This is a genomic window from Paenibacillus andongensis, from assembly GCF_025369935.1.
Taxonomy (GTDB): Bacteria; Bacillota; Bacilli; order Paenibacillales; family NBRC-103111; genus Paenibacillus_E; species Paenibacillus_E andongensis.
In genome coordinates this window covers 3,095,449-3,120,555 of record NZ_CP104467.1, presented here as the reverse complement: position 1 = coordinate 3,120,555, position 25,107 = coordinate 3,095,449, and the positions used below count along the sequence as shown (strand labels likewise).

22 protein-coding genes and 1 other annotated feature are annotated in these 25,107 nt (G+C 45.1%); of the genes, 4 read left to right on the top strand and 18 right to left on the bottom strand.

Features of this window, described 5'->3' with window-relative positions; genetic code table 11:
• Positions 1–52: 52 nt before the first annotated feature.
• Both NYR53_RS13645 and NYR53_RS13640 read right to left on the bottom strand, forming a co-directional pair.
• Entirely contained in the window at positions 53–1,270 is a 1,218-nt protein-coding gene (locus tag NYR53_RS13645; RefSeq protein ID WP_261305675.1) for a zf-HC2 domain-containing protein, read from the bottom strand.
• On the bottom strand, positions 1,267–1,815 hold the full coding sequence (locus tag NYR53_RS13640) for an RNA polymerase sigma factor (RefSeq protein WP_261305674.1): 549 nt from the start codon (positions 1,813–1,815) through the stop codon (positions 1,267–1,269). The genes NYR53_RS13645 and NYR53_RS13640 overlap by 4 nt, the downstream gene beginning before the upstream one ends.
• A gap of 348 nt (positions 1,816–2,163) precedes the next feature.
• Between NYR53_RS13640 and NYR53_RS13635 the strand changes: the two genes are divergently transcribed.
• From NYR53_RS13635 to NYR53_RS13625, 3 genes are read left to right on the top strand one after another with little or no spacing between them, the layout of a single operon-like run.
• The gene (locus NYR53_RS13635) at positions 2,164–3,732 is read left to right on the top strand and encodes a spore germination protein (protein ID WP_261305673.1); all 1,569 of its coding nucleotides are present in this window, start codon (positions 2,164–2,166) and stop codon (positions 3,730–3,732) included.
• The gene (locus NYR53_RS13630) at positions 3,729–4,838 is read left to right on the top strand and encodes a GerAB/ArcD/ProY family transporter (protein ID WP_261305672.1); all 1,110 of its coding nucleotides are present in this window, start codon (positions 3,729–3,731) and stop codon (positions 4,836–4,838) included. Before NYR53_RS13635 ends, NYR53_RS13630 begins: the two co-directional genes overlap by 4 nt.
• Positions 4,828–6,006 (top strand): Ger(x)C family spore germination protein, encoded by a 1,179-nt coding sequence (locus NYR53_RS13625; RefSeq protein WP_261305671.1) that lies wholly within the window; start codon positions 4,828–4,830, stop codon positions 6,004–6,006. Before NYR53_RS13630 ends, NYR53_RS13625 begins: the two co-directional genes overlap by 11 nt.
• Positions 6,007–6,217: 211 nt before the next feature.
• On the opposite strand, the gene NYR53_RS13620 is transcribed toward NYR53_RS13625, so the two are convergent.
• The 3 genes from NYR53_RS13620 to NYR53_RS13610 all read right to left on the bottom strand — a co-directional run bounded on the left by NYR53_RS13620 (position 6,218) and on the right by NYR53_RS13610 (position 10,613).
• Positions 6,218–8,776, bottom strand: a complete 2,559-nt coding sequence (locus tag NYR53_RS13620; RefSeq protein WP_261305670.1) for a DNA internalization-related competence protein ComEC/Rec2 — start codon at positions 8,774–8,776, stop codon at positions 6,218–6,220.
• Between the two features lie 524 nt (positions 8,777–9,300).
• A complete protein-coding gene (locus NYR53_RS13615) occupies positions 9,301–9,813 on the bottom strand; it encodes a deoxycytidylate deaminase (protein WP_056838607.1) in 513 nt (170 codons plus the stop codon).
• A 107-nt stretch (positions 9,814–9,920) separates the two neighbouring features.
• Entirely contained in the window at positions 9,921–10,613 is a 693-nt protein-coding gene (locus NYR53_RS13610) for a ComEA family DNA-binding protein (RefSeq protein WP_261305669.1), read from the bottom strand.
• A 262-nt stretch (positions 10,614–10,875) separates the two neighbouring features.
• Here NYR53_RS13610 and comER point away from each other — a divergent pair, with 262 nt between their 5' ends.
• Positions 10,876–11,697, top strand: coding sequence for a late competence protein ComER (comER, locus tag NYR53_RS13605; RefSeq protein ID WP_261305668.1), 822 nt, complete (start codon positions 10,876–10,878; stop codon positions 11,695–11,697).
• 32 nt (positions 11,698–11,729) lie between these two features.
• Here comER and leuS read toward each other — a convergent pair whose 3' ends face one another.
• From leuS to NYR53_RS13540, 13 genes are all read right to left on the bottom strand, one after another.
• The gene (gene leuS, locus NYR53_RS13600) at positions 11,730–14,198 is read right to left on the bottom strand and encodes a leucine--tRNA ligase (protein WP_261305667.1); all 2,469 of its coding nucleotides are present in this window, start codon (positions 14,196–14,198) and stop codon (positions 11,730–11,732) included.
• Between the two features lie 87 nt (positions 14,199–14,285).
• Positions 14,286–14,561 (bottom strand) — a binding site (T-box leader).
• A 68-nt stretch (positions 14,562–14,629) separates the two neighbouring features.
• Entirely contained in the window at positions 14,630–15,388 is a 759-nt protein-coding gene (locus tag NYR53_RS13595; RefSeq protein WP_261305666.1) for a class I SAM-dependent DNA methyltransferase, read from the bottom strand.
• Position 15,389: 1 nt separating this feature from the next.
• On the bottom strand, positions 15,390–16,283 hold the full coding sequence (locus NYR53_RS13590) for a CvfB family protein (protein WP_261305665.1): 894 nt from the start codon (positions 16,281–16,283) through the stop codon (positions 15,390–15,392).
• Positions 16,280–16,627, bottom strand: a complete 348-nt coding sequence (gene rsfS, locus NYR53_RS13585; RefSeq protein WP_261305664.1) for a ribosome silencing factor — start codon at positions 16,625–16,627, stop codon at positions 16,280–16,282. The genes NYR53_RS13590 and rsfS overlap by 4 nt, the downstream gene beginning before the upstream one ends.
• An 18-nt stretch (positions 16,628–16,645) precedes the next feature.
• A complete protein-coding gene (yqeK, locus tag NYR53_RS13580; protein WP_261305663.1) occupies positions 16,646–17,212 on the bottom strand; it encodes a bis(5'-nucleosyl)-tetraphosphatase (symmetrical) YqeK in 567 nt (188 codons plus the stop codon).
• Positions 17,202–17,789, bottom strand: a complete 588-nt coding sequence (locus NYR53_RS13575) for a nicotinate-nucleotide adenylyltransferase (protein ID WP_261305662.1) — start codon at positions 17,787–17,789, stop codon at positions 17,202–17,204. The genes yqeK and NYR53_RS13575 overlap by 11 nt, the downstream gene beginning before the upstream one ends.
• A 12-nt stretch (positions 17,790–17,801) precedes the next feature.
• Positions 17,802–18,095, bottom strand: coding sequence for a ribosome assembly RNA-binding protein YhbY (yhbY, locus tag NYR53_RS13570; protein WP_029193567.1), 294 nt, complete (start codon positions 18,093–18,095; stop codon positions 17,802–17,804).
• 20 nt (positions 18,096–18,115) lie between these two features.
• Positions 18,116–18,979, bottom strand: coding sequence for a shikimate dehydrogenase (aroE, locus tag NYR53_RS13565; protein WP_261305661.1), 864 nt, complete (start codon positions 18,977–18,979; stop codon positions 18,116–18,118).
• A gap of 17 nt (positions 18,980–18,996) precedes the next feature.
• Positions 18,997–20,112 (bottom strand): ribosome biogenesis GTPase YqeH, encoded by a 1,116-nt coding sequence (gene yqeH, locus NYR53_RS13560; RefSeq protein WP_261305660.1) that lies wholly within the window; start codon positions 20,110–20,112, stop codon positions 18,997–18,999.
• Positions 20,113–20,120: 8 nt separating this feature from the next.
• On the bottom strand, positions 20,121–20,615 hold the full coding sequence (locus tag NYR53_RS13555) for a YqeG family HAD IIIA-type phosphatase (RefSeq protein WP_171643686.1): 495 nt from the start codon (positions 20,613–20,615) through the stop codon (positions 20,121–20,123).
• Between the two features lie 137 nt (positions 20,616–20,752).
• Positions 20,753–21,529 (bottom strand): alpha/beta hydrolase, encoded by a 777-nt coding sequence (locus NYR53_RS13550; RefSeq protein ID WP_261306360.1) that lies wholly within the window; start codon positions 21,527–21,529, stop codon positions 20,753–20,755.
• Between the two features lie 61 nt (positions 21,530–21,590).
• The gene (locus tag NYR53_RS13545; protein ID WP_261305659.1) at positions 21,591–23,825 is read right to left on the bottom strand and encodes a transglutaminase TgpA family protein; all 2,235 of its coding nucleotides are present in this window, start codon (positions 23,823–23,825) and stop codon (positions 21,591–21,593) included.
• The gene (locus NYR53_RS13540; protein WP_261305658.1) at positions 23,818–25,104 is read right to left on the bottom strand and encodes a DUF58 domain-containing protein; all 1,287 of its coding nucleotides are present in this window, start codon (positions 25,102–25,104) and stop codon (positions 23,818–23,820) included. The genes NYR53_RS13545 and NYR53_RS13540 overlap by 8 nt, the downstream gene beginning before the upstream one ends.
• Positions 25,105–25,107 lie beyond the last annotated feature (3 nt).

Sequence of the window (25,107 nt, the reverse complement as noted above, 5' to 3'; positions counted from 1 at the left end):
TATCTTACAACATACGCTAGAACCGTTACTTTGGTGCATTCGCCTCACAAATTTACTTAGCTGCTTCCTCTTTCGCATTTAAATCGATGAGAAAAGTTTGAAGCGAGCCTTCGCTTTGAACTTGGTAAAATAACTTGTCATCCTTAGACCATTCCACTAGCGTGATAAGATCACCAGTCTTCCAAACTTGCTTGGACGCAAAAACAACTTCGTTAGTAGTGCTGTTTCGGATCACGACATGCTGCTCTTCAACAACAGCCTCGAGAATGCCTGTAGTTGATTTCAGCGTATTCGCACTGATCGGTGCTGTCAAAGAATATATGCCTCCGACATCACTCGATGTTCCACCCTTCTTAGTAGCTGGCGTAGGTGTTGGATCGGTAGATTTCAATACCTTCTGCTCTTCCGGCACCTTATTTGAAGTTGCAGTGTCGGCTGGCGGATTCGTCGATGAGGCAGGGGCCGATTCCTGCTTTCTATTAACTCCTGCGGAAGCAGGGGCTTTCAGCCGTTCAGGCTCAGAGGTAGAAGGTGCTTGGCGCACACCATCTGTACTTTTTGCGGGACCAGAAGAACTCAGTGTTTGTGGCTCTTCCAACTTCGCATTTGTTGTAGCTTGCGGCCCCACTAGCCCATTTCCCGTTATTGATTCCGGCCGTACATTCTCTTGCCCATCTGCCTTAGCAGCTGGGGCATTTGGTGCCACCTGCTTCACGTCTGCACGATCTGCCGCCTCCTTCTTGCCAGCATCTTGGGCAGCGTTTGAATCGGAGGTCGCCGTGCTTTTCATTTGTCCGGCACTTTGATTTTCAGATGCTGCCTTTGGCTGCAGCCAACCATCTGCTTGATCCAGCACAGGATGCTTCATATTGAATACGAAGAATCCAAGAATGAGACCTGCGGCAACGACTCCACCTGCGAATTTCCAGGAGAACTGTAATCCTAAACGGCGTGTCCAAGGGAGTTTGGGAGGCTGCACAGAAGCTGTCTGGCTAGCATGGGTGCCGAAAGCAGCCACCTTGTCGGTAATGGACGCCGCGGCATGTCTATCTATATCAGCTAGCTGCGGCATGATAGCATCGACCAAACTGTATGGAGGAATGACCTTCGGTAACTGGGTCAGTTCATCGGACAATCTTTGTAAACGTTCAAACATCTGTGCACAGTCCAAACAATGCATCAGGTGAGCATGAAGCACATCTTCCTCTTTTGCATCTAAATCCCCATCCAGCTGTCTTTGCATAAATTCCATCACCTCTTGACAATTCATCCCCGAACACCTCCTTTCTGATATTCTTGGAGCAGCGACTGCAATTGCTGTCTAGCTCGAAATAAGTAAGACTTTACCGTGTTTAACGGTAAGTTGAGAGATTCTGCAATTTCATGATACGAAAAGTCCTGCAAATAACGGAGAACAACAACTGATCGATGGTGTTCGGGAAGTTTTTCGATTGCTTCTCTGATATCTTTGGCTAAATAGCCAGTTAACATTTCCTGTTCAACATTATGCTCTGCTGTAAAGGTCATATCATGCTCATCAATCGAAACCGTTGGTTTCGCTTTGCGAAATTTATCGATGCAGATGTTCGTTACAATCCGCTGTACCCACGTCTTGAAGAGCGCTTTTTCTTCATAGGAATTAATTTTTGTATAAATCCGAAGGAGTGCCTCTTGTGAAGCATCGAGGGCATCCTGTTCATTATTCAAAATATAATAAGCGGTTCGATAAACGTGAGACTCAATTTCTCGCAATAGGGTAATGAGAGCATCACGATCACCGGCTTGTGCAGATCTTACCAGTTCGGGTGCTACCACTGGGATCCCTCCCTCTTGCAATCTTACAGACGCAACAGCGTCTCATAAGGTTGCAACTCTTTTAGAATAAAAAAACGATGGCAATCTTGCAACTACCAGAATAACAAAATTCCTGAAATAAATACACTTGTTATTAGACGTATGCCAGACTGATAAGTTTCATCTCCGACTCACAAACCGCTCTCCCCTCTCTCTTATCAATCAAATTACTCTCCATTGTAAGCTTTTTTAAAAGAAGGGAAAGTACTATGTTTGGGTAGTACCGCCTAAGAAATTGCCATAACCGATTAATTCTAACCGAAGTGGTAAATATTACTGATGAGCTATTCGAAAGTGGAGGGCTGCATCATGTTCAAACAATTATTTGGCAGAAGACGTCTACTTGGAACCCTTCAGGTACATAACCAACAAAACCCTTCCAGTTCAGACTCCAGCAAATCATTATTACCTTCATTACAAGAAAACTTGGCTACCATTCAGACGGTCCTACATCATCCAAGCGATCTAATCATTAGGCATTTTACGATCGGCGGAGACCAATATCCGTGTGCATTAGTCAGCATTGATGGATTGGTGGACATAGCTACGATCAATGAGCAAATACTAAACCCGATGCTCCATGCCTTTGATCAACCTGTTTCCTCGGCTTCGGAATTATTAAACATATTGCAGCAGCAAATTCTAACAGCTCATAACCTGGAAACCGTTGAGCTGCTGGATGACGCTTTATTGGCCATTTTATCTGGCGATACGCTTCTTTTACTGAATAATCTTTCACAAAGTCTCATCATTTCCAGCTGCGGTTGGAAAACCCGTTCAATTGAAGAGCCACAAACAGAATCGATCATCCGAGGACCAAGAGCAGGGTTTACTGAAGATATACGCACGAACACCGCTTTGCTTAGAAGAAGAATCAAAGAAATCAATCTTGTATTTGACACCTATCAAATCGGGCGTAGAGGTAGACGTGAGGTAGTCGTCACTTATATCGCTGACATTGTCCATCCGGACCTTGTGAAAGAAGTTACTCGCAGAATAAAGAGCATAGACATCGATGATATCGAGGGGTCCGCTTATTTGGAGCAATGGATAGCAGATAGCTTCCTTAGTCCATTTCCACTCATTATGAATACAGAACGACCTGATCGCGTATCTGGAGCACTTCTCCAAGGTCGAGTTGCTATTCTAGTAGATGGAGACCCCTTCGTCCTCATTTTGCCAATTACATTCGCTTCGAGCTTGCAATCACCTGAAGATTACTACCAGCATTGGCTCATCTCGTCTTTGACTCGTATACTCCGATTAATCTCAGCTTTCATTGCTACCTTTTTACCTGCTCTTTATATTGCTTTGCTTGAATTCCATCATGGTATGATTCCGTCTAAGTTGGCCTTCTCCATCGCCGGAGCTCGGGAAGGTGTGCCCTTCCCCGCGGTTGTCGAAGCTTTCATCATGGAATTCACACTCGAGCTTCTCAGGGAAGCAGGACTTCGACTGCCCAAACCAATCGGCCAAACCATTGGAATCGTTGGTGGTTTGGTTATTGGAGAATCTGCTGTTGCTGCTGGCATGGTAAATCCCGTTATGGTTATAGTTGTGGCCGTCACAGCCATCGCTTCTTTCTCACTGCCTTCTTATTCGTTTGCTATTTCACTTCGCGTCATGCGATTCAGCATTATGTTGGCCGCTGCTTTTTTAGGCTTATATGGCATCATCTTAGCCTATATCATGATCAATATTCACATGGTAAACCTGAAGAGTTTCGGCGTTCCATACTCCACCCCTTTTGCGCCAATTTTATTACGGGACTGGAAAGATCTCATTTTAAGATCACCCCTGCTGTTCGTGACAAAGCGGCCAAAAATGATGCAAACTAAAAATGATCAGAGGATGAAAGGAAGGAGAAACAGAGGATGAAATCTTTTGAATATGGTGATAGTGAGATCGGTTTTACGGATATGGTCATCACAATTTCATCCATGATTATTGGCGTTGGTATACTCTTTCTGCCGAGAGAGCTAGCGAAAACGGTTCAATCTTCTGACGGGTGGGTATCCATGCTGCTGGCAGGCCTTCTTGCGATAGGATCAGCCTGGATGTTAGCCAAAATTGCGATTCATTTTAGCAAGCAAGGTTATTTTGCTTATGCGTCAGCAGCCGTCACGAAGCCTATCGCTCTCCTTGCAATCATCCCTCTTTCCATTTACTTTATCTTCTACTGTGCTTATGAAGTTAGGGCTATTGCTAATATTTCCAAGCAGTATCTATTTGAGCGCACGCCTGTGGAAGCGATATCCCTAGCCTTTTTACTGGTCGTCGTCTATGCCGTTTCTGGCAGCCGGGTCGGTATTATTCGTCTTAATATATTATTTTTACCTATTGTTATCATCATCTCTTTAGTCGTACTCATCTTTAGCATGGGCATATTTAATGTGAGCGATTTAAAACCGTTTATGATTTCGGATTGGAAAAGTTTGGCGAAGGGAGCTCAAACCAGTGCTTTCTCGCTCCTTGGTTTCGAAGTCATCTTAATTTACATCTCCCTAATGAACCGCCCCAAGGATGCCCCCAAAGCGGTTGTCATCGGAGTAGCCATTCCAATTGTCCTATATACAGCAATCTACCTTACTTGCGTTGGTGTATTTTCACATTTTGCTCTTCAACAAATTACCTATCCCGCCGTAGAGCTTGCTAAGGAAATGCAAATTCCTGGCGCATTCTTTGAGCGGTTTGAATCTATATTTTTTACAATTTGGATTATGACTGTCTTCACCACGACCATTATGGCCTATGACTGTTCCATCTATCTGCTTATGTCCATTTTTACTAAATCGAAGAAAAAAACATGGGTATTCCTACTAAGTCCAATCATTTATTTACTTTGCATGTACCCACGAAACTTAGCTGATTTTGATAAAATGAGCAGTATTCTCAGTTATATTGGGGTAATTGTCGGCATCATTTTTCCTATCCTCATACATGTTGCTGCTAAACTTCGAGGAGTGAATAGTGATGCTTCTTAAAAAAAGTATCTGCTGGCCCAGTCTACTCTGCATCATCTTCTTTTTAACAGGCTGCTGGGATCGTATAGAAATTGACCAACGCGGGTTTGTAGTCGGCGTTGCTATCGATTACACCAATAATTCGAAACACAAATTCAAGGGAACCTATCAAATTGTCGTACCTAGTGGATTGAAACAAAGCAGTCAGGGACAAAGTGGATCTGGCAGTTCCGGTAAAGCCTACTTTAATTTATCATCAACCGAAAACTCCATGCCTGCCCTTAGCGCGAGATTGGCAGCCAGGACAAGTCGTTCTCCTTATTTCGAACATTTAAAAATCATAATCGTTTCCAGTGAAGTAGCCAAAGATGATAAAGTTTTCGCCGATGTATTGGACTATTTCTTACGAAATAGTGAGATGCGAAGAGGCGTTCAAATATTAATTGCCGATGGAAAAGCCTCGGATATCTTAGATATCCCTACGTTTAATGAACCAACACCTATTGATTATATTACATCTATTGCCAGAAACGATCGAAAATCCAACTTCATGTTACCCGAATCGCGAATTGGTGATGTCCATGAATATTTGGTCAAGCATGAAAGCTTCCCTATTCAAAATGTGAAATTGGAAGAAAAAGGGGTTTCAATGACAGGATCCGCTATATTCGATGGTCAAACCAAAGAAATGGTCGGATTCTTAACAGGCGCTGAAACACAAGGGTTGAACTTTGTCACTGATCATATTAAAGGCGGTATCATCGAAGCTACGTTTAAGGATCATACCTTTGACTTCCGAGTGGAAAGAACGAAAAGTAAAATTACCATGCAGCAGCTCAGTCCAACTAAGTTCAAGTTCAATATTAAACTCGCAGCTGAAGGCGTTCTTGAAAAATCGATTGCCGGTTACGATCCCTCTGATTCAGAAGCAATTAAATATTTGGAGAAAAGCCTTGAAGATGTGGTCCAAGGAAATACCCTTAAAGTCATTAAAAAACTCCAACAAACTTATAAAAAGGATGCTCTTGGACTAGGTGCTTACCTATATGAAAATCACTATAAAGTATGGAAACCAATTGCAGCTGATTGGGAGCAAGGATTATCCATATTCACACAATCAGAGATTAACGTGCAGGCAGAGGTTATTATTAGGCGAATCGGAAATATCTACAAAACGACAAAGGAGTAATGCAAGTATGTGGCTTTCTCTCATTGGAAGGTTTCCTTCAGGTATGATACTGATCTGTACCATTCTTTCCTTCGTCATTCCCTTCGGGGTTCATTGGATATATAAAGAGGTGCATATGTATGGTGACCCACCATGGAAACAGGAGCCTATCGGGGAAGAACACAAAGATCCACAGTCGAACAACTCTGGATAGAGATCATTCAGATGTCGTTTAATCCATTATTTTAATACGGGAGTAAATACCGTCTTTGCGGACTTCAAGCTGCACTTCCCCCATTCGATCTGTACGTAACACTTGCACCTCATTTTCTTCCAAACGCCTTAACACATCAGGTGCTGGGTGACCATAACCATTCATACTGCCTACGGATATGACGGCCCATGAAGGCTTCCAATAGGCCAACCACCCCGGTGTTGTGGATGTTTTGCTGCCATGATGAGCAATTTTCAGTACATCGACCTTGTGATTTATATGTTGGTCTAGGTCAATTAACGAAGGGTGTTCTTTTAAATAGTCGACCACAACGGCCTCAGATTCTTTCTCCATATCCCCCGTAAATAACCAACGCGTCCCTTGCATCTCGAGCAAGAAAACGACAGACTGTGCATTCTGTTCTTTGACAATTTCGAGAGGCCGATTATCTCTTTCCAAAGGGAACAGAACCTGCAATCTGGTAAGCGGATCAATCTGAATCCAATTACTTACATTCGCAGGCAAAAGCGGCACTTTTTGCTTTAGCAAAGTGTCAAATAATTTCTCTATGCTTGCACCTGGCTTAAGCGTTCCATTAAAGAGAAACTGCTTGACGGGCATTTGCGCAATAACAGCCTGCAGACCGCCACTGTGGTCCGCATCTTCATGTGTGAGAACAACAAGATCAAGTTGATGAACACCACGCTTTTTGAGCAGAGGAACGAGTAGTTTTTGGCCTACTTCATAAGGATCCTTGCGAATTTTCCAAGTTTCCCCCGGTTTCCTAAATGTAAGAGTCCCTCCGCCATCAACCAGAATATGTTTACCATAAGGCGTCCGAATCAGAATAGCATCACCTTGACCTACGTCTATAAATTGAACGAGGCCAGATCGGTTGAAGCGCTCAGGCGAATACCCCATCCACAGCAATAGCAGGAAACCTCCTGTCGCACATACGAACCATTTCGATAAGTTCACATTCTTTTTGTCTTTGACACTTACCAAAATAATCGGAGGCTCTCCTCCAGCATCTTGCGACAAACGCTGACATAATACATAAAGCAAAATGAGAAAAGCATAATAAAAGGCAATCCAGGGTAAGCTTGGCGACGGCCATAGCATCTTAAACTGGTTTAAATGCTGAAGCTTGTCTGTCATCCAGAAAATCACTTCGTTTAACCAAGAAATAAGCAAACCGATGCTTTTTCCAGCAGGAACATAGACTATTCCCAGAACTAAAGCAAGAAGTCCGGCTGGAAATACAATCAAGCTAATGACTGGAACCAAGACGGCATTAGCTAGCCAAGATAATAAAGAAAACTGATTAAAATAATAAATAGATACAGGAAAAGATACCATTTGGGAAACAAGCGTGATGGAGGCCGTATTTCTTATAATTGAGGAAGGAATCCAAGGAATGAATAAATCATTGACTCTTTGTACCCCAACAATGAGACCCAGTGTAACCAGAAAAGAAAGCTGAAAGCTGACATCCAGCAGAAAGTACGGATCCCACAAAAGCATGATCCATGCGACAATCGCCATAATATGCAATACATCCTTAAACAGACCTCGCCGAGCTGCATAGAGGGCAATAATAGACATGAGTCCGGCCCGAACAATGGATGGCGAAGCACCTGTCAGTAGGATATAGAACGGCAATAGCCATATACAAATTAGCAAATAGGTCTCCTTCGCCAGCTTTAATCGGCGCATGATCCAAATGCAAACACCAAGAAATACAGCGATATTCAAACCGGATATGGCCAGAATATGGGTCAAACCTAGCTCCGAAAATTGCTGGAAGCGGTCGGGATCCAGATCGTCCGTCTGACCGATCAGCATGCTCTTCATGAACCCCGCCTGCGGCGCGGGGAAGATAAGGTCCATGCGCCTGCTGAGGGCTCCGCGCAGCTCGTCGTTCCAGCGCAGCAGCTGGACGACGCTTATGCGCGCAGCCGCAGGCTCGACCTGCGCCTGATCCACTCCTTTGGCTGAAAGCAGCCAATGGGTGTGGTGAAGGCGCAGGTATCGGCGGTAATCGAAGCCGCCGAAGTTGCGGGCCGGGGACGGGCTGCGCAGCGTCCCGTGCAGCGTCAGGGCGTCGCCTCGGCGCCAGCCCGATGCCACCGCCTGCTGCTCCTGCTGGAGCAGGCGCAGCGAGACCTGCACGCTTTCCCCGCCGAGCGGGAAAGCTTCCGTGTCTGGGAAGCGGATGGACTCCGCTTCCATCGTGAAGCTGGCCCTGTCGCCGTCTACGGTGACAGGGCTGGAAAATCTGCCGAGCAGCGTGACCTCGCTGCCGTCAAGGGTCATCTGCTGCGCCAGCGGCAGCAGCGCAGAGACGTTGCGCTGGTCGGTCCATTGGAAGTAGCCATAGGCTACTCCGACCAGCAGCAAGGCGCACAGCGGCTGTCTGCCAGGCAGCCGCAGCGCGTAGATGACGATAAGCGCGGCTAACAGCAGCGCGCTCGTCATCAAAGATAACCACCGCAGCTCCGTATAGAGCGCCAGCGCGTAGCCAGTTATCCACAGACAACAACCTATAACAACTGGTCGTTTCAATAGCATTTGCATATGTAATTTCCCCCCTCCTCTTGAATGTTATAAAGCCAAATTGTAATCATCCATCCCATCTCTTTCACCTTTGAGGAGTCTCATATTGGAATCCATCGTCATATATGCTCTTTTGAGGTCGCCGGATGAATGAATCCATATTCTCCATTGAAAGATGTTGTAGAAAGTAAAACAATTATTGTCTAGATCCCGCATATTCCCCTTAGTTATTGTATAATGTACAACAATTTAGCCCCATAAAAGGCCATTTCGCAACAAATGAGCTCGAAATGTTGTACAAACTGCAACTTCAAGTTGCAAAATAGCCTTTTGGCGTATAAATTGTTGTAGAAACTACAACATTGATAACCACCTTAGCCCATCTACCTTCACGAAGCTGGTATCTGACTCAAAAATCGATTTTTGGAGTCCTTTGATTTCCATGCTTTTTCCCAGCTGCATAAACAAACAAAAAACCTCTCCCCAGAGCAGCCCCATTGGCTGCTTCTAGAAAGAGGTTCTTCCTCTTAATTCAGTAGACATATTTAATTCACGACGTCAGATACCGTACCAGGCGGAGGTTCATATCCTTCCATTCTACGGAATACGATGCCTCTGTCCTCCATCAAATGGCTTACTTTCTCATGGTCCTTGGGGTATCCACGATGGAAAACGATTTCTGTCACACCACTGTTGGCCAACATATTCGCACATGTCCAGCATGGCTGATCTGTCACATAGACAGTTGATCCTTCGCGATCTTCCCGATCCGTAAACAGCAGCAGATTTTGCTCTGCATGAATCGTACGAATACATCGCTGTTTACGAATAACTTCCTCGGTATCATCCACCACTTTTAGCTCGATTTCTTCTACAAGCATGCAACCTGCCTCTGTACAATCGGGTACACCCATGGGCGCACCATTATAAGCTGTTCCAAGTAGCTTCTTACCTTGAACCAACACTGCCCCAACGTGCCGACGGTTACACCTTGATCGCGTTGAGGCCATGTAAGCAATATCTAAGAAATAAGTATCCCAATCTTTACGGTTGCTCATAACGGATTGTTATTCCTCCTTCAGAATACCCCTCTTTAATCTTGGATCCCTTTTTTCATTTCTAGTATTCTCTCATATTTCCTAGCAAATTAAAAGAAAGGAAAGGATTAAGACGAAGTTACATAAAGAAATACCTTTAACTTCTCGAGCATTTTCTCCCCGATGCCCTTCACTTCCATCAGCTCTTCAATCCGGCTGAATCTCCCCTTTTTCAACCGATAATCCAGTATGGCCTTTGCCTTGCTCTCTCCAATGCCCGGTAATTCATCTAGCTGCTTGAGCGTAGCTGTATTAAGATCCAATTGTCCCGTAGACCGTGCTGCCGGCAAATTAGTTTCAGCTTTTTCATTAGATACCACAGAAGGCGTAAAAATTGATGAAAACGCTGGTATTGTTTCCTTCGGTACTGTGTCTCCTGTTGCCTTCAATTCTGTGTCCATTGTTTCATTCGGTTCTGTGTGTATTGTTGCCTTCAATTCTGTATCTATCGTTTCCTTCCTCTCTGAGTCTATCGTTGCTTTGGGTTCAGGGTCTATCATTGCCTTCGGTCCTGTGCCTTTCGCACCCTTCGGTTCTGTCCCTATAGTAGATTTCAAGTCTGATTTTCTAGGTTTTACCTCAGGTGCCGGCTCCTCACTATTTTGAGCAATCATAGCCTGCATTTGAGTGTTCATAGGCATAAAATCTGTCCGTATCAAAGACCTGCCCCCACGAAGGAATGGCCAAACGACAAAAGCAAATAAACTGATCACTGCCGCCATGAGCAGTATCCTTCCTCTTTTGGAACTTAAAAAATCCACGAATTCCCTCCTTAGAGTTTTGCTTTAGCAAAACTAACTTCGTAAGCATGAACTTTAGCGTTTTGCTTTAGCAAAACTAACTTCGTAAGCATAAACTTTAGAGTTTTCCTTCATCAAAACTTACACTTAAGCTTTTCCAAACATAATTACTGACATATGAACATATACATGAAAAAGCATCCGAATGGCATGGCATTTAAAACGAGCCCCGTTCAATAAACTATGAAAGAAAGTGACTGATTTATTCGGGAGGGATTACTGGATGAAAGCAGGATTCATCGGTACTGGGAGTATGGGAAGTATTCTGATTGAAGCGTTCATTCATTCTGGAGCATTCAATCCGGAGCAAATTATTGCGGGAAATCGAACGATACGTAAAGTTGAGCTGCTTGCGGAGACATATCCTGGACTACATGTTGCCGGGTCGAATAGAGAAGTCGTACTGGGGAGCGATCTCATCTTTCTATGTGTGAAGCCGTCTGAATTCAAGAAGGTTATTGATGAAATCAAAGAGGACGTGCTTCCCTCTCAATTCATCGTATCCATTACTAGTCCTGTCCTGCTCAAACATTTGGAAGGTCTTCTGCCTGCGAAAATCAGCAAAATTATCCCAAGTATCACGAACTACGTGTTAAGTGGTGCTACACTATGTATTCATGGAAATCGAATGCAGCCCGAGGACAAAGAATGGCTTGAGAATCTATTTGCGCATATTTCCTCACCAATTCGTGTTTCCGAAAATTTTACGCGGATCTCTTCGGACATATCCAGCTGCGGTCCCGCATTTCTTGCCAAATTTCTGCAATCTTTTATTGATGCAGCTGTTGAGGCAACTGGTATTTCGGTTGAGGAAGCTACCTTACTTGCCAGTGAAATGACGCTAGGCACAGGAAAGCTGCTGACGACCGGAGGATTCAACCCTGCTACTCTACAAAAACGTGTATCTGTCCCCGGTGGAGTTACAGAGGAAGGTTTACGGATTTTGGACGACGAGCTTGCGGGGATATTCTCAAGTGTCATCTCTGCTACACATGCCAAATATGAAGAAGACGTTGAGAAGGCTGAGCTGCTCTTTAATTTGTAGCAGCAGCCTTCCCAAATTGCCAACTTCCCTTGCTATCCTACAACAATATTAACTAATTTGCCTTTTACAACAATCAATTTGCGAACGGCCTTTCCGGCGGTCGCTTCTTTAACTTTATCGAGTTCAAATGCGATTTTCTCCATCGCTGCTTCATCTGTATCTTTGGAAATTAGCACACGATCAACAATTTTACCATTAACCTGTACAACAATCTCTATTTCATTATCGACAGTCCACGCTTCGTCATAGGTTGGCCAAGGCTGATAGGTAATTGATTCTGTGCCGCCAAGCTTCTCCCAAAGTTCTTCAGCCAAATGAGGAGCAATTGGAGATAACATCTGCACGAAATTTTTCATTGCTTCAAGCGGTAAACGTTCTGTTTTATAGGCTTCGTTAACGAAAATCATCATTTGACTGATCGCCGTATTAAACCTAAGAGCTTCGAAGTCCTCGGTTATTTTTTTGATCGACCGGTGCCAAGTACGTTTGAACGTATCACTGCCCAATGTTTCGTCGGCGCTGATTTTAGCGTTAATTTGACCATTCTCGTCAATGAACAGCCTCCAGACACGATTCAAGTAACGATGAATACCATCCACACCTGTTGTATTCCATGGTTTTGTAGCTTCAAGCGGTCCCATGAACATTTCATAAATACGCAGCGTATCAGCCCCTTGATCGCTGACGATATCGTCCGGATTGACAACGTTACCGCGAGATTTACTCATTTTCTCCATGTTTTCACCAAGAATCATCCCTTGGTTTACGAGCTTATGGAAAGGCTCTTTGGTATGAACAAAACCAAGATCATAAAGTACCTTATGCCAGAAACGCGCATACAGCAAGTGAAGTACAGCATGTTCCGCTCCGCCGATGTAAAGATCTACAGGCAGCCACTGCTGCTGAAGCTCATGCGAGCAAAACTCTTTATCATTACGCGGATCGATAAAACGCAGATAGTACCAGCAGCTGCCGGCCCATTGCGGCATGGTATTCGTTTCACGGCGAGCTTTCATGCCGGTTTCCGGATCAATCGTGTTTACCCATTCGGATACGTTCGCAAGCGGTGATTCTCCTGTACCAGATGGTTTAATTTCATCGACTTGCGGAAGTAAGAGCGGCAGTTGATCCACGGGAACAGGCTTCATTGTGCCATCTTCAAGATGAAGAATTGGAATCGGTTCTCCCCAATATCTTTGACGGCTGAAGAGCCAATCTCTCAAACGATAGGTTACTTTGCCGCGGCCTTTGTCGTTTTGCTCTAACCAACTGATCATATGGCTGATCCCTTGTTCGATGTTCATACCATTAATCGGACCGGAATTGACGTGTTCACCATCCCCCGCATAAGCTTCCTTCTCAACATTTCCGCCTTGAACGACTTCGATAATCGGCAAATCAAACTGTTTCGCGAACTCCCAGTCACGTTGATCGTGTCCAGGAACAGCCATGATTGCCCCCGTACCGTAGCCGCCAAGCACGTAATCAGCAATCCAAATTGGCACTTTCGCGCCATTTACCGGATTAACAGCATACGCCCCTGTGAAAACACCTGTTTTGTCTTTGGCCAAATCCGTACGCTCAAGATCGCTTTTACGTGACGCCTTCTCTTGGTATTCCTTAATGGCAGCGGCTTGATCATCTGTAGTAATTTGCGCAACAAGCTCATGCTCAGGTGCCAGAACACAATACGTAGCGCCAAACAATGTATCTGGACGAGTTGTAAACACGGTCAGACTCTTCTCATCGTGTCCATCAATTGCAAATTGAACTTCTGCGCCTGTTGATTTACCAATCCAGTTGCGCTGCATATCTTTAATACTTTCGGACCAATCCAGCTCCTCAAGATCTTCAAGAAGACGTTCAGCGTACTCAGTAATCTTCAGAATCCATTGACGCATTGGCTTACGAATAACGGGATGGTTACCGCGCTCGCTCAGACCGTCAATCACTTCTTCATTTGCAAGAACAGTCCCCAACGCAGGACACCAGTTTACGGGTACTTCATCCACATAAGCGAGTCCTTTATTGTACAACTGGATGAAAATCCATTGTGTCCATTTGTAATACTCAGGATCTGTTGTACTAATTTCACGATCCCAATCGTACGAGAAGCCTAGTGACTTAATTTGACGACGGAATGTATCAATGTTCTTCTTGGTGAATTCTCGCGGATCATTTCCCGTATCCAGTGCGTACTGTTCAGCAGGAAGTCCAAAAGCGTCCCATCCCATTGGATGAAGGACGTTAAAGCCTCTCATCCGTTTGAAACGTGAAACGATATCTGTTGCTGTGTAGCCTTCTGGATGTCCTACATGCAGACCAGCTCCAGATGGGTAAGGGAACATATCCAGCGCATAAAACTTCGGTTTATCCGAATTTTCAAGCACTTTAAATGTTTTCTTCGCATCCCAATAAGCTTGCCATTTCGGCTCAATAGCTTGTGGATTATAGCCTTGCTGCTCTTTTGTTTCTCTGGTTTCTTTCGTTTCCTGTGTCATGTGTAAAATCCTCCCTGTGTACAGCTATCCTATCCATGGTTCTAAGCGCTGTAAGCGCCAAAAAACCCCTCATCGCTAGCGGATATCGCTAGGGACGAGAGGTTAGATTCCCGTGGTACCACCCTAGTTAACACAAGGCATTCTTTGCCCGTGTTCACTCTTCCCCTTAACGCGGGTGAGACGATCCGGCTAGCACTATTTATAGGGATCTTTAAGTGTAACTCAAAGTCTCTCCGCTTTAAATGGCGATTCACCTTCTAGCTCCAAGGCGAGTTCACAAGACTGACATCTACCGGCTTCCACCCTACATCCGGCTCTCTGAGAGATGCTGTACAAGTTACTAATCCTCTTCTAAGCTTTAACAATCTAATTAGCTTTGATTATATGTAAAATAATGCCGCACTGTCAAGCCGCAATGGACTTCATTGACGTTATTTCTTTGCAATAAAGAAAGCTCGCTCTGTCATAGAGGTAGGTTCATCCCAAGTAAAATCAGAAGCCATATGCACCTCTGTGAAACCGACAGTAAGCAGCGTGTCCTTAAGCCATTGCAAAGAATAAGCTCGCTGCTGATGAGTTTCATCGATGCGTCGGAACGTATTCAAGCCGCTATCTTTGACAAATATGGTCAACTCGTGCTCAATCTGCACTCTTTCTTCATTCAACTCGCTTGTCCATATGTAGGCAACATCGTCTTCATTCAAGAAAAAGGGCTGAGAGTCTGCATAAGCGAACAACTGCTCAGGTGTATGCACATCAAAAAGGAAAAGACCGCCTGGCTTAAGCCCCTCAAAGGTTTGACGGAAAGCGTCCACGATATCTTCTTCTTCTAACAAATAGTTGAGACTATCACAGATCGAAAGCGCGACATCCACTTGTTCACCGAGGTCCCACTCACGTAGATCCTGTTGTACCCAATGAATGGCTCCACCGCGCAGTTGACTTTTGTACTCTCCCGTTTTTTGCTCGGCAACTGCCAGCATATCTTCAGATAAATCAATACCTGTCAGCTGGTACCCTTCCTTGGCTAAAGGAATCGTCAAATTCCCGGTACCACAGCCCAGATCAACAATCGTAGATGGTTGCATACCAAATCGTTCGAAGCTTTCTTTCACGAAACGAAGCCAATCTTCATATGGCATGCTATTCATCAAGCGATCATAGGTGTACGCGAATTTTTCGTAACTCATGTTAACCTTGCGTCTCCTCTTGCTTCAGATAGGTCCAATCATCCTCTTGATAAATGAGCCCGTCCTTCATAAGCTTGCCTAATGCGCGTTTGAAAGCCGCTTTACTGAGGCCAAATCGATCTTTGATAATATCAGCCGACGTTTTATCCGAAAATGGCATCGCATTCCCCGGCCGTTCTTGGAGGACACTCAAAATGCGCTCCGAATCTTCATCGATCCCTTTTTCTTTCCGGAGTCGCATCGATAGATTGACCCGTCCATCCTCTTCACGCACGAATGCGACCCGTACTTCAACCAACTCACCTACACGCAGCAAGCGTGTCCGTTCAGGAGCAGCAATAAGTCCAATAACACCATAGCCAAGGACTCCGGCTTCGCAAATGACAAAGGTACCAATTTGCAGCGGTCTGTACACACGTGCTTTGACCCACTGATTACTCCAACTCGAGGGTGCACGAACGCAAAGAGGAGCCAGGTCCTCCTCCAGAGCCAGCTTAGCAATTAAACGTCCTTGCCGATCGTGAGCTAATATGGCAAATACCTTATCCCCTACTTGAGGACGCAGTTCCTCAAGCTCCGGTACATGTCGGTAGGGAAGCAATAGGTTGCGACCCAGGCCCATTTCCAGGAAATATCCAAATCTAGGATGAATATCTACGACTTCCAGGAGTCCTACTTCGCCCATGAGAAGAAGAGGACGTTTCATCGTAGCCATCAATCGGTCCTGCGTATCGTGGAACAAGAAGGCTTCAACACGTTCACCGGGCGCAATCTTGCCTACGATTTCCGCATAAGGCAGAAGTACATCCTGCTGGCCGTCAGTTAAGAAATAACCGTTAGGAGGAACTTCCCTCGCTACTTCTAGGGTAACAAGGGATCCTGCTTCCATTCTCATACGCGCTCCACAACTTTGGCATCGGACCAAAGTCTTTCGATATTATAGTATTCACGATCATCGCGGTGGAAAACATGTAGAACAACGTCCCCTAGATCAAGCAGAACCCATCTTGCTGTATCAATACCTTCGTAGCCTCTGATAGTAACGCCGTGCTCATGCGCTTTCTTTCTAGCTTCGCCGGCAATCGCTTGCACTTGTGTTTCGGAATTCCCGTGACAAATAACGAAATAATCGGCGATTAAAGATACGCCTTTCAAGTTCAGGGTTACCACATCTGCCGCTTTTTTATCTTCAGCAGCCTCAACAACAAAAGCCAAAATTTCTTCTGGGTTTTTACTCATTCAATCATCCTCCAAGATTTAAGTGTTTATTTGTGTAATCAAATCGTTTCGAGTCAAAATAGTAAGTGGATAAATCCGTTTTCCTTTGGCAATTAAAAAGCTAATTGTAGAATCAAAACCGGCGACCAGCGCCTTCTCTAGGCTTCGCTCAGCGAGTTCGCGAATGAGATCAACACCCGGAAAATCACGTCCAGGCTCCATATAATCCGCTAAGCATACGATTTTGTCCATTAAAGTCATCTGAACACGGCCGGAGGTGTGATATCGGATGGCATCTAGGATCTCCTCATCCTGGATGCCAAATTGCTCCTTAGCGATATAAGCTCCAGCATGCGAATGCCACAGCTCCTTCTCATAGTCCAGTAAGTCCTGGGGCAATCCGTTATCGCGGATAATCTTAGCTTGCTCCTGAACGGGCCAATACTTGCAATAATCGTGCAAAATAGCCGCAAGGTCGGCTTTGATCGGGTCTCCACCAAAGCGCTTCGCCAAAATGACGCTAGTTTCCATGACACCGAGTGTATGCAGCCAGCGGCGTTCAGGCATTTGTTCCTTTACCGCCGTTATCAGTTCTTCACGATTCATACAACCGGTTCACCTCCATATAACGATTCACCGAGTCTGGGACAAGGTAACGGACAGAACCTTTCATTAGCCGTTCCTTTCGAATAGCTGTTGACGAAATTTCAACAAGCGGCATCGGTACAATTGTTACACGATTACGAATATTAATAGGCATTTGAGACAAATCAAGTTCATAACCAGGTCTAGCTAATCCGATAAAGCGAATATGCCGCACGATGTCATCAATGCGATGCCACTGCGGCAAATATTGAACCATATCCGCACCTATAATATAAGCAAATTCCGTACCTGGATATTCTTTGCAGAGCAGCTCAATCGTATCGATACTATAAGATACGCCGCCTTTGCTGATTTCGATATCAACTGGACGAAAAAAAGGGTTGCCTTCCGCAGCAAGGCAAACCATCTCCCATCGCTGCTTCGTCGTTGCTTTCGGTGCATTTGGCTTATGCGGCGGCACATTTGCCGGCATCAACCACACTTCCGCGAGATCTGCTTCCACCCTCGCTCTTTCCGCCGCGATCAGATGACCGCTGTGAATAGGATCGAAGGTGCCACCCATTATTCCGACAAGCATACTTCCACCTCTTTAGCGCGGCAGTTCAATCTTCTTCTTGTCACGCGATTCTTTGTAAAGCACGACGATTTTACCAATAACCTGCACGAGCTCTGCACCAGACTTTTCGGATAATTCAGTACCGACCTCGTCGCGGTCTTCTCCACTGTTGTTGAGCACAGTAATTTTAATTAATTCACGAACTTCCAAAGCTTCTTGAATATGACGGATTAAATGATCGTTTACGCCGCCTTTTCCTACTTGGAAAATCGGATCTAAATGGTGCGCCATTGAGCGCAAATAACGTTTCTGTTTGCCTGTTAACATGGATGTCCCTCTATTCATTCTTATTCAGCTAACGACTGTTCTACCACCTGTCTCATCGCCGCAACGGGCGCAGGGGTGCCAGTCCAATATTCAAAGGCAAAAGCACCTTGATAAATAAACATACCGAGTCCGCCATGTATGCGGGCTCCTCTTGCTTCCGCTTCACGAAGAAATCTTGTAATTCGCGGATTATAAATGAGATCGCTGACCAGATGATGCGAACGTAGAAGTTCAATCGGTAATGGCACTTCATCTACATGAGGATGCATACCGGCCGAAGTAGTATTCAGAACGAATTGGACCTCATCTACAACAGGTCCTAACTCGTCCATGCCAAGTCCAATCGCCTCCGTGTAAGCATTGATTGTGTTGGCAAGCTCCAAGGCGCGTTCTTTGGTACGATTCGCGATGTAGATACGGCGAGCTCCTTCTTTGGCAAGCGCATAGGCAACGCCTCTGGCAGCTCCACCAGCCCCAAGGAGAAGAACGCTTTTCCCTTTCAGTTCAATACCTGTCTCTTCCTTGAGTGATCGCACATAGCCAATACCGTCCGTATTGTAACCGATGAGCTTGCCAGCTTCATGAACGATGGTATTCACCGCCCCAACGATCCTAGCCCCTTCATCGATTTCATCCAAGTACTGCATAACCTCCACTTTATGCGGAATCGTTACGTTGATACCTCGATATCCCAATGCCCTTATCCCGCGAACTGCATCCCCAAGTTCTTCAGGACGAACGTGGAAAGCAGCATAAACTGCGTTAATACCTGCTTCCTGAAAAGCCCGATTCAACATAATCGGGGAACGGGAATGCCGTATTGGATCTCCGAAAACCCCAAATAGAATGGTATGACTGTCGATGCTCGTCACCAGTTTCTCCATGTTCTCCTCTTGTCCCCCTAAATCAACGACTCACGCGTGATAACCTTAATCCCCTTCGGCGCATGAACGGCAAGCTGAGCTCCAGCTAAGCTGTTCACTTTAATCCAGCCTAAACCAGAGATCAGCACATCCATCTGCTTCCCCTTCGGAATATGCAGCGGATGCTTCACAAGCTTAGGCAGCTCGTCCAAGTCCGCAAGATTAGGTGGCACAAGCATGACACCTCTATGTTCTTCATATAAATCATCAGCCTTTTCCAGCTTTGTACGATGAATTTGAATGGCATTAGACGTGTAGCAAGTGAATGATTGATGTTCTCCGCTAATAAAATCAAATCGAGCTAGGGCGCCAAAAAATAACGTTTGCGCTGCATTTAATTGAAACACCATCGGCTTCAGCGGTTTGTCCGGCATGATTCTAGCTAAATCACGCTTTTTCACAACTTCAGTTAAACGATGCGTGTGCACGATTCCTGGTGTATCCACAATAAACCGACCATCATCCAGCGGGATTTTGACCAGATCCAGCGTTGTACCAGGGTATTGTGATGTCGTAAGCTCCGACTCCAGATCACTATAATCACTGATTAACCGATTAATGAGCGTTGATTTACCGACATTCGTTGCACCAACTACATAAACATCCATGTTGCCGCGATATTCCTGTACAGCTGTAATAACACGATCGAAGCCGATGTTTTTCTTCGCGCTGCAAAGGACGATATCAACAACCTTGAGGTTCTCCTCTTTGGCTCTGCGCTGTACCCAGTTAATGATCTTGTTTGCGTTCGTCACTTTAGGCAACAAATCAATCTTGTTTACGACTAACAGAACAGGATTCGTACCCACAAAGCGTGCAAGACCGCTAATCATACTGCCTTCAAAGTCAAAAATATCTACGATTTTCACAACTAGCGCTTTTGTTTGACCGACATGCCCTAGTAATTTAAGGAAGTCGTCCTGCTGCAGTGTGATACTCGAAGATTCATTATAATGCTTAATGCGATAGCAGCGTTGACAAATAATCGGTTCCTTCTGCATCGCTTCAGCCGGGATATAGCCCAGCTTGCCCTTTTTTTCCGTTTGCAGCAATACGCCGCATCCCGCACAATGATTAATCGTTTCTGTACTCATGAATCCTCCTATTTCTTCATCCTTGCTAAAGCCCATTTCTCAATACGGCGATTGATCTTCGTGAAAAAACCCTCATCCTTAATTGAAATGGGTTGAACAAGGATCGTGTATAGCCCCATCCGATTGCCTCCGAGAACGTCTGTTAACATTTGATCACCAATGACAGCTGTTTGTCTAGCATTCGTACCAAGCAGCTTCATGGCTCTATGGAATGAAACGTTCGTTGGTTTCTTGGCTCGGTGAATGAAAGGAATACCAAGCGGCTCAGCAAAGGCTGAAACCCGTCCATGATTATTATTGGACACGATGACGACCTTGAACCCCATTTTTTGCAAACGATTCAACCACTCTATTAACTCTGGAGTCGCATGAGGATCTCGTGCGCCTACGAGTGTATTATCGAGATCTGTTATAATACCACGAACACCAAATCCCCATAGGTGATTGGCATCAATATCATAGATCGTATGTACAGACTGTCTGGGCACTAGCTTTTTCAGCAAACAAATTACCTCCAACTGCTTCCTCGCAAAGTGGAGAGACCTAGAACTACGAGCTACGTTCAAAGATCCCTATATTATATACGTGACTATACCATAGTGATCCACTTGTTGCAAAAAGAAAAGAACATATTTTCCCACTAGGAACGGGCTGGAAGCGGCAGCCAATTCAATACGTTTTGAATTTTACGATCCCAATAGCCCCACTCATGTTCGCCTGGCTCTTCTTCGTAGGTCAGATCCAAGCCCAATTCGCGGCAGTAATCTCGGAAACGAATATTATCTTCATAAAGGAAGTCTTCCGTACCGCAGCATTGATAGAGCCTAGGGGAATGTTTAGTCGCGCCTGACATCTGCTCTGCCAAATAAAACAAATCATTCTCGCTGCCTTTAATCTTGGACACATCTTCATAAATCAGTTTGAAATCGTCAGGGAAATTCGTTGCCCGATACGATATATCTAATGCCCCAGATAAGCTTGCCGCTGCTGCAAACCGATCCGGATGTGAAAGTGCAAGTTTCATTGCGCCATAGCCACCCATGGACAAGCCTGCCACATAATTCATTTCTCTTTCCTCAGCTAGCGGGAAAAATGATCTTGCTAAAGCAGGCAATTCTTCACTAATAAACGTCCAGTATTTCGGCCCGAACGCCATATCGGTATAAAAGCTGCGATTGACGGCAGGCATGACTACTGCTATCCCCAACTGCGAAGCATACCGTTCAATCGAGGTTCTTCGCATCCAAATGGTATGATCATCAGATAAGCCATGCAGCAGATATAGCGTAGGATGCTTACTCCCATAAACCGCAGATGCCAACCCGATTTGATTTTGAGCCGCTTGCGGCAAAATGACATACGTAGATGCTGAAACACCAAGGGAATCTGAATAAAAATGACAGTCGATAAAAGCCATAAAATAATAATCTCCTCTCATAGGAAAACCACCACCTCGAAAGGTGAGTGGCTTCTTTGTCCTATTTCATTTGTTCTTTTAATCGAATAATAGATTGACTAACAGTCTGATAGTCGACTTCAGTGGAATTCTGCTGACTGTACTTCGCGCGCTCAAACAGTTCGAGTACTGTTTCCAGCTCTTTTTTCATCCACTTGCTTTGGTTCGACCACCTTGTCGTCGCTTCTCGCACGGTTTCGTGCTCATGTCTCGTGTAGCCCTTGCGACGGCTTAGCCGCAGCAGTTTTTCGAATTCAACGATGATTTTCTGATTAAAATTAACGGCTTGCTTTTTCTTCCTGTTTGTTCGCCATGCTCTCCAGTAGTCGCTTTTTAAAATAAAGAATAGTACGAATGCAACTAGCGCGGCAGCTACTATACCACTTAATGTCAACCACAACCAAGTAAAGCTCGGAGCTGCTTTCGTTTCGTCAGGCAAAGTAACAGGGTCACTTCCCGTTGATAGGTCAACAGGTGGCGGTGTTTGCTCCGGGAACACAGTCGGCAGTTTGAAGCCTGAGGTCGGTTCAAAGGGGATCCAGCCAAAGCCTTCAAAGTACACTTCAACCCAAGAATGCGCGTCCGAATTTCTAACTGTATAGGTACCTGCGCCATTCACATCGATTTCAGAACCCAATTGACTCAGAATCCCTAAATCCCTAATTTCCGCGGGAATCGGTGAGGTTCCCGATGAATAACCTTTCACCCAACGAGTTGGAAGCCCAATAGAACGAGCGAGTACAGCCATAGACGATGAGTAATAATCACAATACCCTTGCTTCACTTCAAATAAGAAGCGGTCTACGAAATCCTTGCTCTTGCCCTTGCTTTCATCTGGCGTATTCGTATACGGATAATGATCGGATAAATACTTCTCGATGGCTTTCGCTTTGTCATAAGGATTCGTCGCTGCCTTGGTAATTTCAACAGCTAGCTGCTTCACACGTTCAGGAAGGTCGGCAGGCACTTGTAGATACTCTGCCCACTCCAATTTATTCGTATAGTCTGATTTGACTTCTCGCAATAATGCTTCTTCCAGGATAGGTTCCTGGGTAACGATTGTGTAATCTTTAGGATAATTATTTCTTCCTACATAACGCAGTTCGGACTGTCGCGGAGACCATATCAAGCGTTGAAACGGATTCTCACCTTTATTCACTTCAACAATCTTCTGGATGGCGAATCCCCCAAATAAAACGGGAAATACTTCCTCTCTATCCATGACAATCGTTTGGGTCACTTCTTTGGTTTTCAAAAGTGACAAATCAAATCGCGGATCTAGCGGCAGCGGATTACCATTCACACGATTAACTGGCAATTTACGCTCCACGGGGCTAAGCTCCCAGCCTTTTCCGTTATATAGCGATCTCGTTTCGCCTCGGAAATAGGTCCTCTTACTCGTTTCAACGGTCATAACCGGCGTGTAATCATACCGAAAACCGCCGCCAAGCCGGCTGTCATCCCGACTATAGCCGGAAGAAGCATCGGCGTTCGAAGATGACGTGACGCTGATTCCTTTACCAAGTAGAGGAACAGCTTCACCACGGCTTACTTTCCAAGCCGTGTAAGGATCCGTTAATATGGGATTCACAGTTGGGGCTAATAGTCCAACTAGAAAAGTGATACCAACAATCAATAGAACGGGAACAACAAGGGTTGAAGGGTAATCCGTAATCGTTTCCCAAATGACCGGAGCACGCCTCTTCAGTTGACTAAAATGCTGCACCATCAATAGTGAGAATCCGCAAAATATGATCATAGCAACTTGCGGCCATAAAAAGATCACACTGAATGAATCACGAATAGCAAAAAATAAAATACTGACAAAAATAAGGACAAATACGCGCATTCTCGATTGGATAGACCACATCGCAAATAAATAAGTAATCCACGCAATTAAACTAAACCAAATGTACGGTTCCAGCTGCCCTGCATTCAGAGCAATCCATTTCACCGCATCTTGCCAAGCGGTCACTTTAACCGCCACAAAATGATAGTTCATGCCAATGCCGTGCAGCCATATAATCAAACCGAATTGAATCAAGGAACGCCAGCTGCGATGCAAGTGCGGTATGAGGTAAGTAATCGCTACAATTATGAGGGTTCCTGTCACAAAGGCGACCGTTTCAGGCAACCAAAGCCCATCCTCTTTCATGATCCAGATGACAAATTGATAGAGGTAAATACCAGTAAGCATTGCGGAGACACGCTGTGACCAATCTGTCAGTAAAATCCTTTTCCATAATACGTTAGGCATAACGTTTCGCCCCTCCCAACAGGTTAGGCAAGTCCGTCAACTGACTAACCTCATAACCCATATAACCTTGCGAGCGAATCGCCTTTATCCAATCATCATGATTGCCTTCCATGTCCGCTCCTTGCGGTTTGAATGTATGGTTTGACTTTGTATGAACCCAGATATGGCATGGATTCATCTGAAGATGTTCCAGGTGATGAATCACCTGTATCATCGCTGAGCCCTTTTGCGGAGAAATAAGTACAAAGAAGCAGCCTGCCGGCCATTCCCTTGAGCGTTCCTTGATGATTTGGTGAAGAGAGTGATAACCATCTGCCTCTACACCGACCAAATGCTGTATGATTTGCTTGTGATGATTCTGACTTTGCTTCGGCTCAAAGTAAGAGGATTCCTTCCCAATCGAGAGTAATCCAAGCGCCAAGTCACGACTTGCTCCATAGCGAAATAAGGAAGCCGCAACAGATACCGCCAATTCAAATTCCGCAGCGTCGCGATAAGCACGGGCATTCCGATCCAATAAAATAATCGTCTTGGGAAGGGATTCTCGCTCGAATTCTTTGGATTTCCATGTACCTGTCTTTGCCGTAGCATTCCAATGTATACGTGATAAGCGGTCCCCATAAATATATTCACGGACACCATTAATTTGCGTCGTTTCACGATGTGCTCGCGTCGTTGTAGAGTGATGCTGCATGCCTTTAAGCATTTGATGAAATTGTGCCCATTCCCGTATAGCTACCGTTTGTGGATACACAGTGATTGGCTGTTGAAGCTCTAATCGTCCTTTATGCTGAAAGAAGCCAAAAATATCCTCGGTTAGGCACTCCGTTGTCCCAAAGCGATAATACCCTCTTCTTAATGGAGGTGTACTGTAAAGCAATTCGCCTCTACGTTTCCAATCCGGAACTATGGAGCCTTCGAAAATCGTCTCTTCCCCATTCTGTCGAATAAGCTGATCTTTAATCATCATATAAGGAATAGGCCAGAATCCCGGAATCTGCACCCCAATACCGATCTGCAGCGATTGCCCAGCTTCTATTTGCGTTTCTTGCCCTACATTTGTAAGCTTGCGTGAACCTTGCGCACGTTTAATTCCACTCCAGTTGCCAGAAAGTAAATAGGCCGACAATAAAGTGATAATGATAAAAAGCATAGAGGCCAGCTTCCCACCTTGAAATAGCAGGAACAATAAACTAGCGGTGAAACAAGAAATAAGTAGCCATAAAGCTGCCGGAAACCGGGGAAGTTCCCCGAATCGTTTGAATACCGGTCGATTCATAGG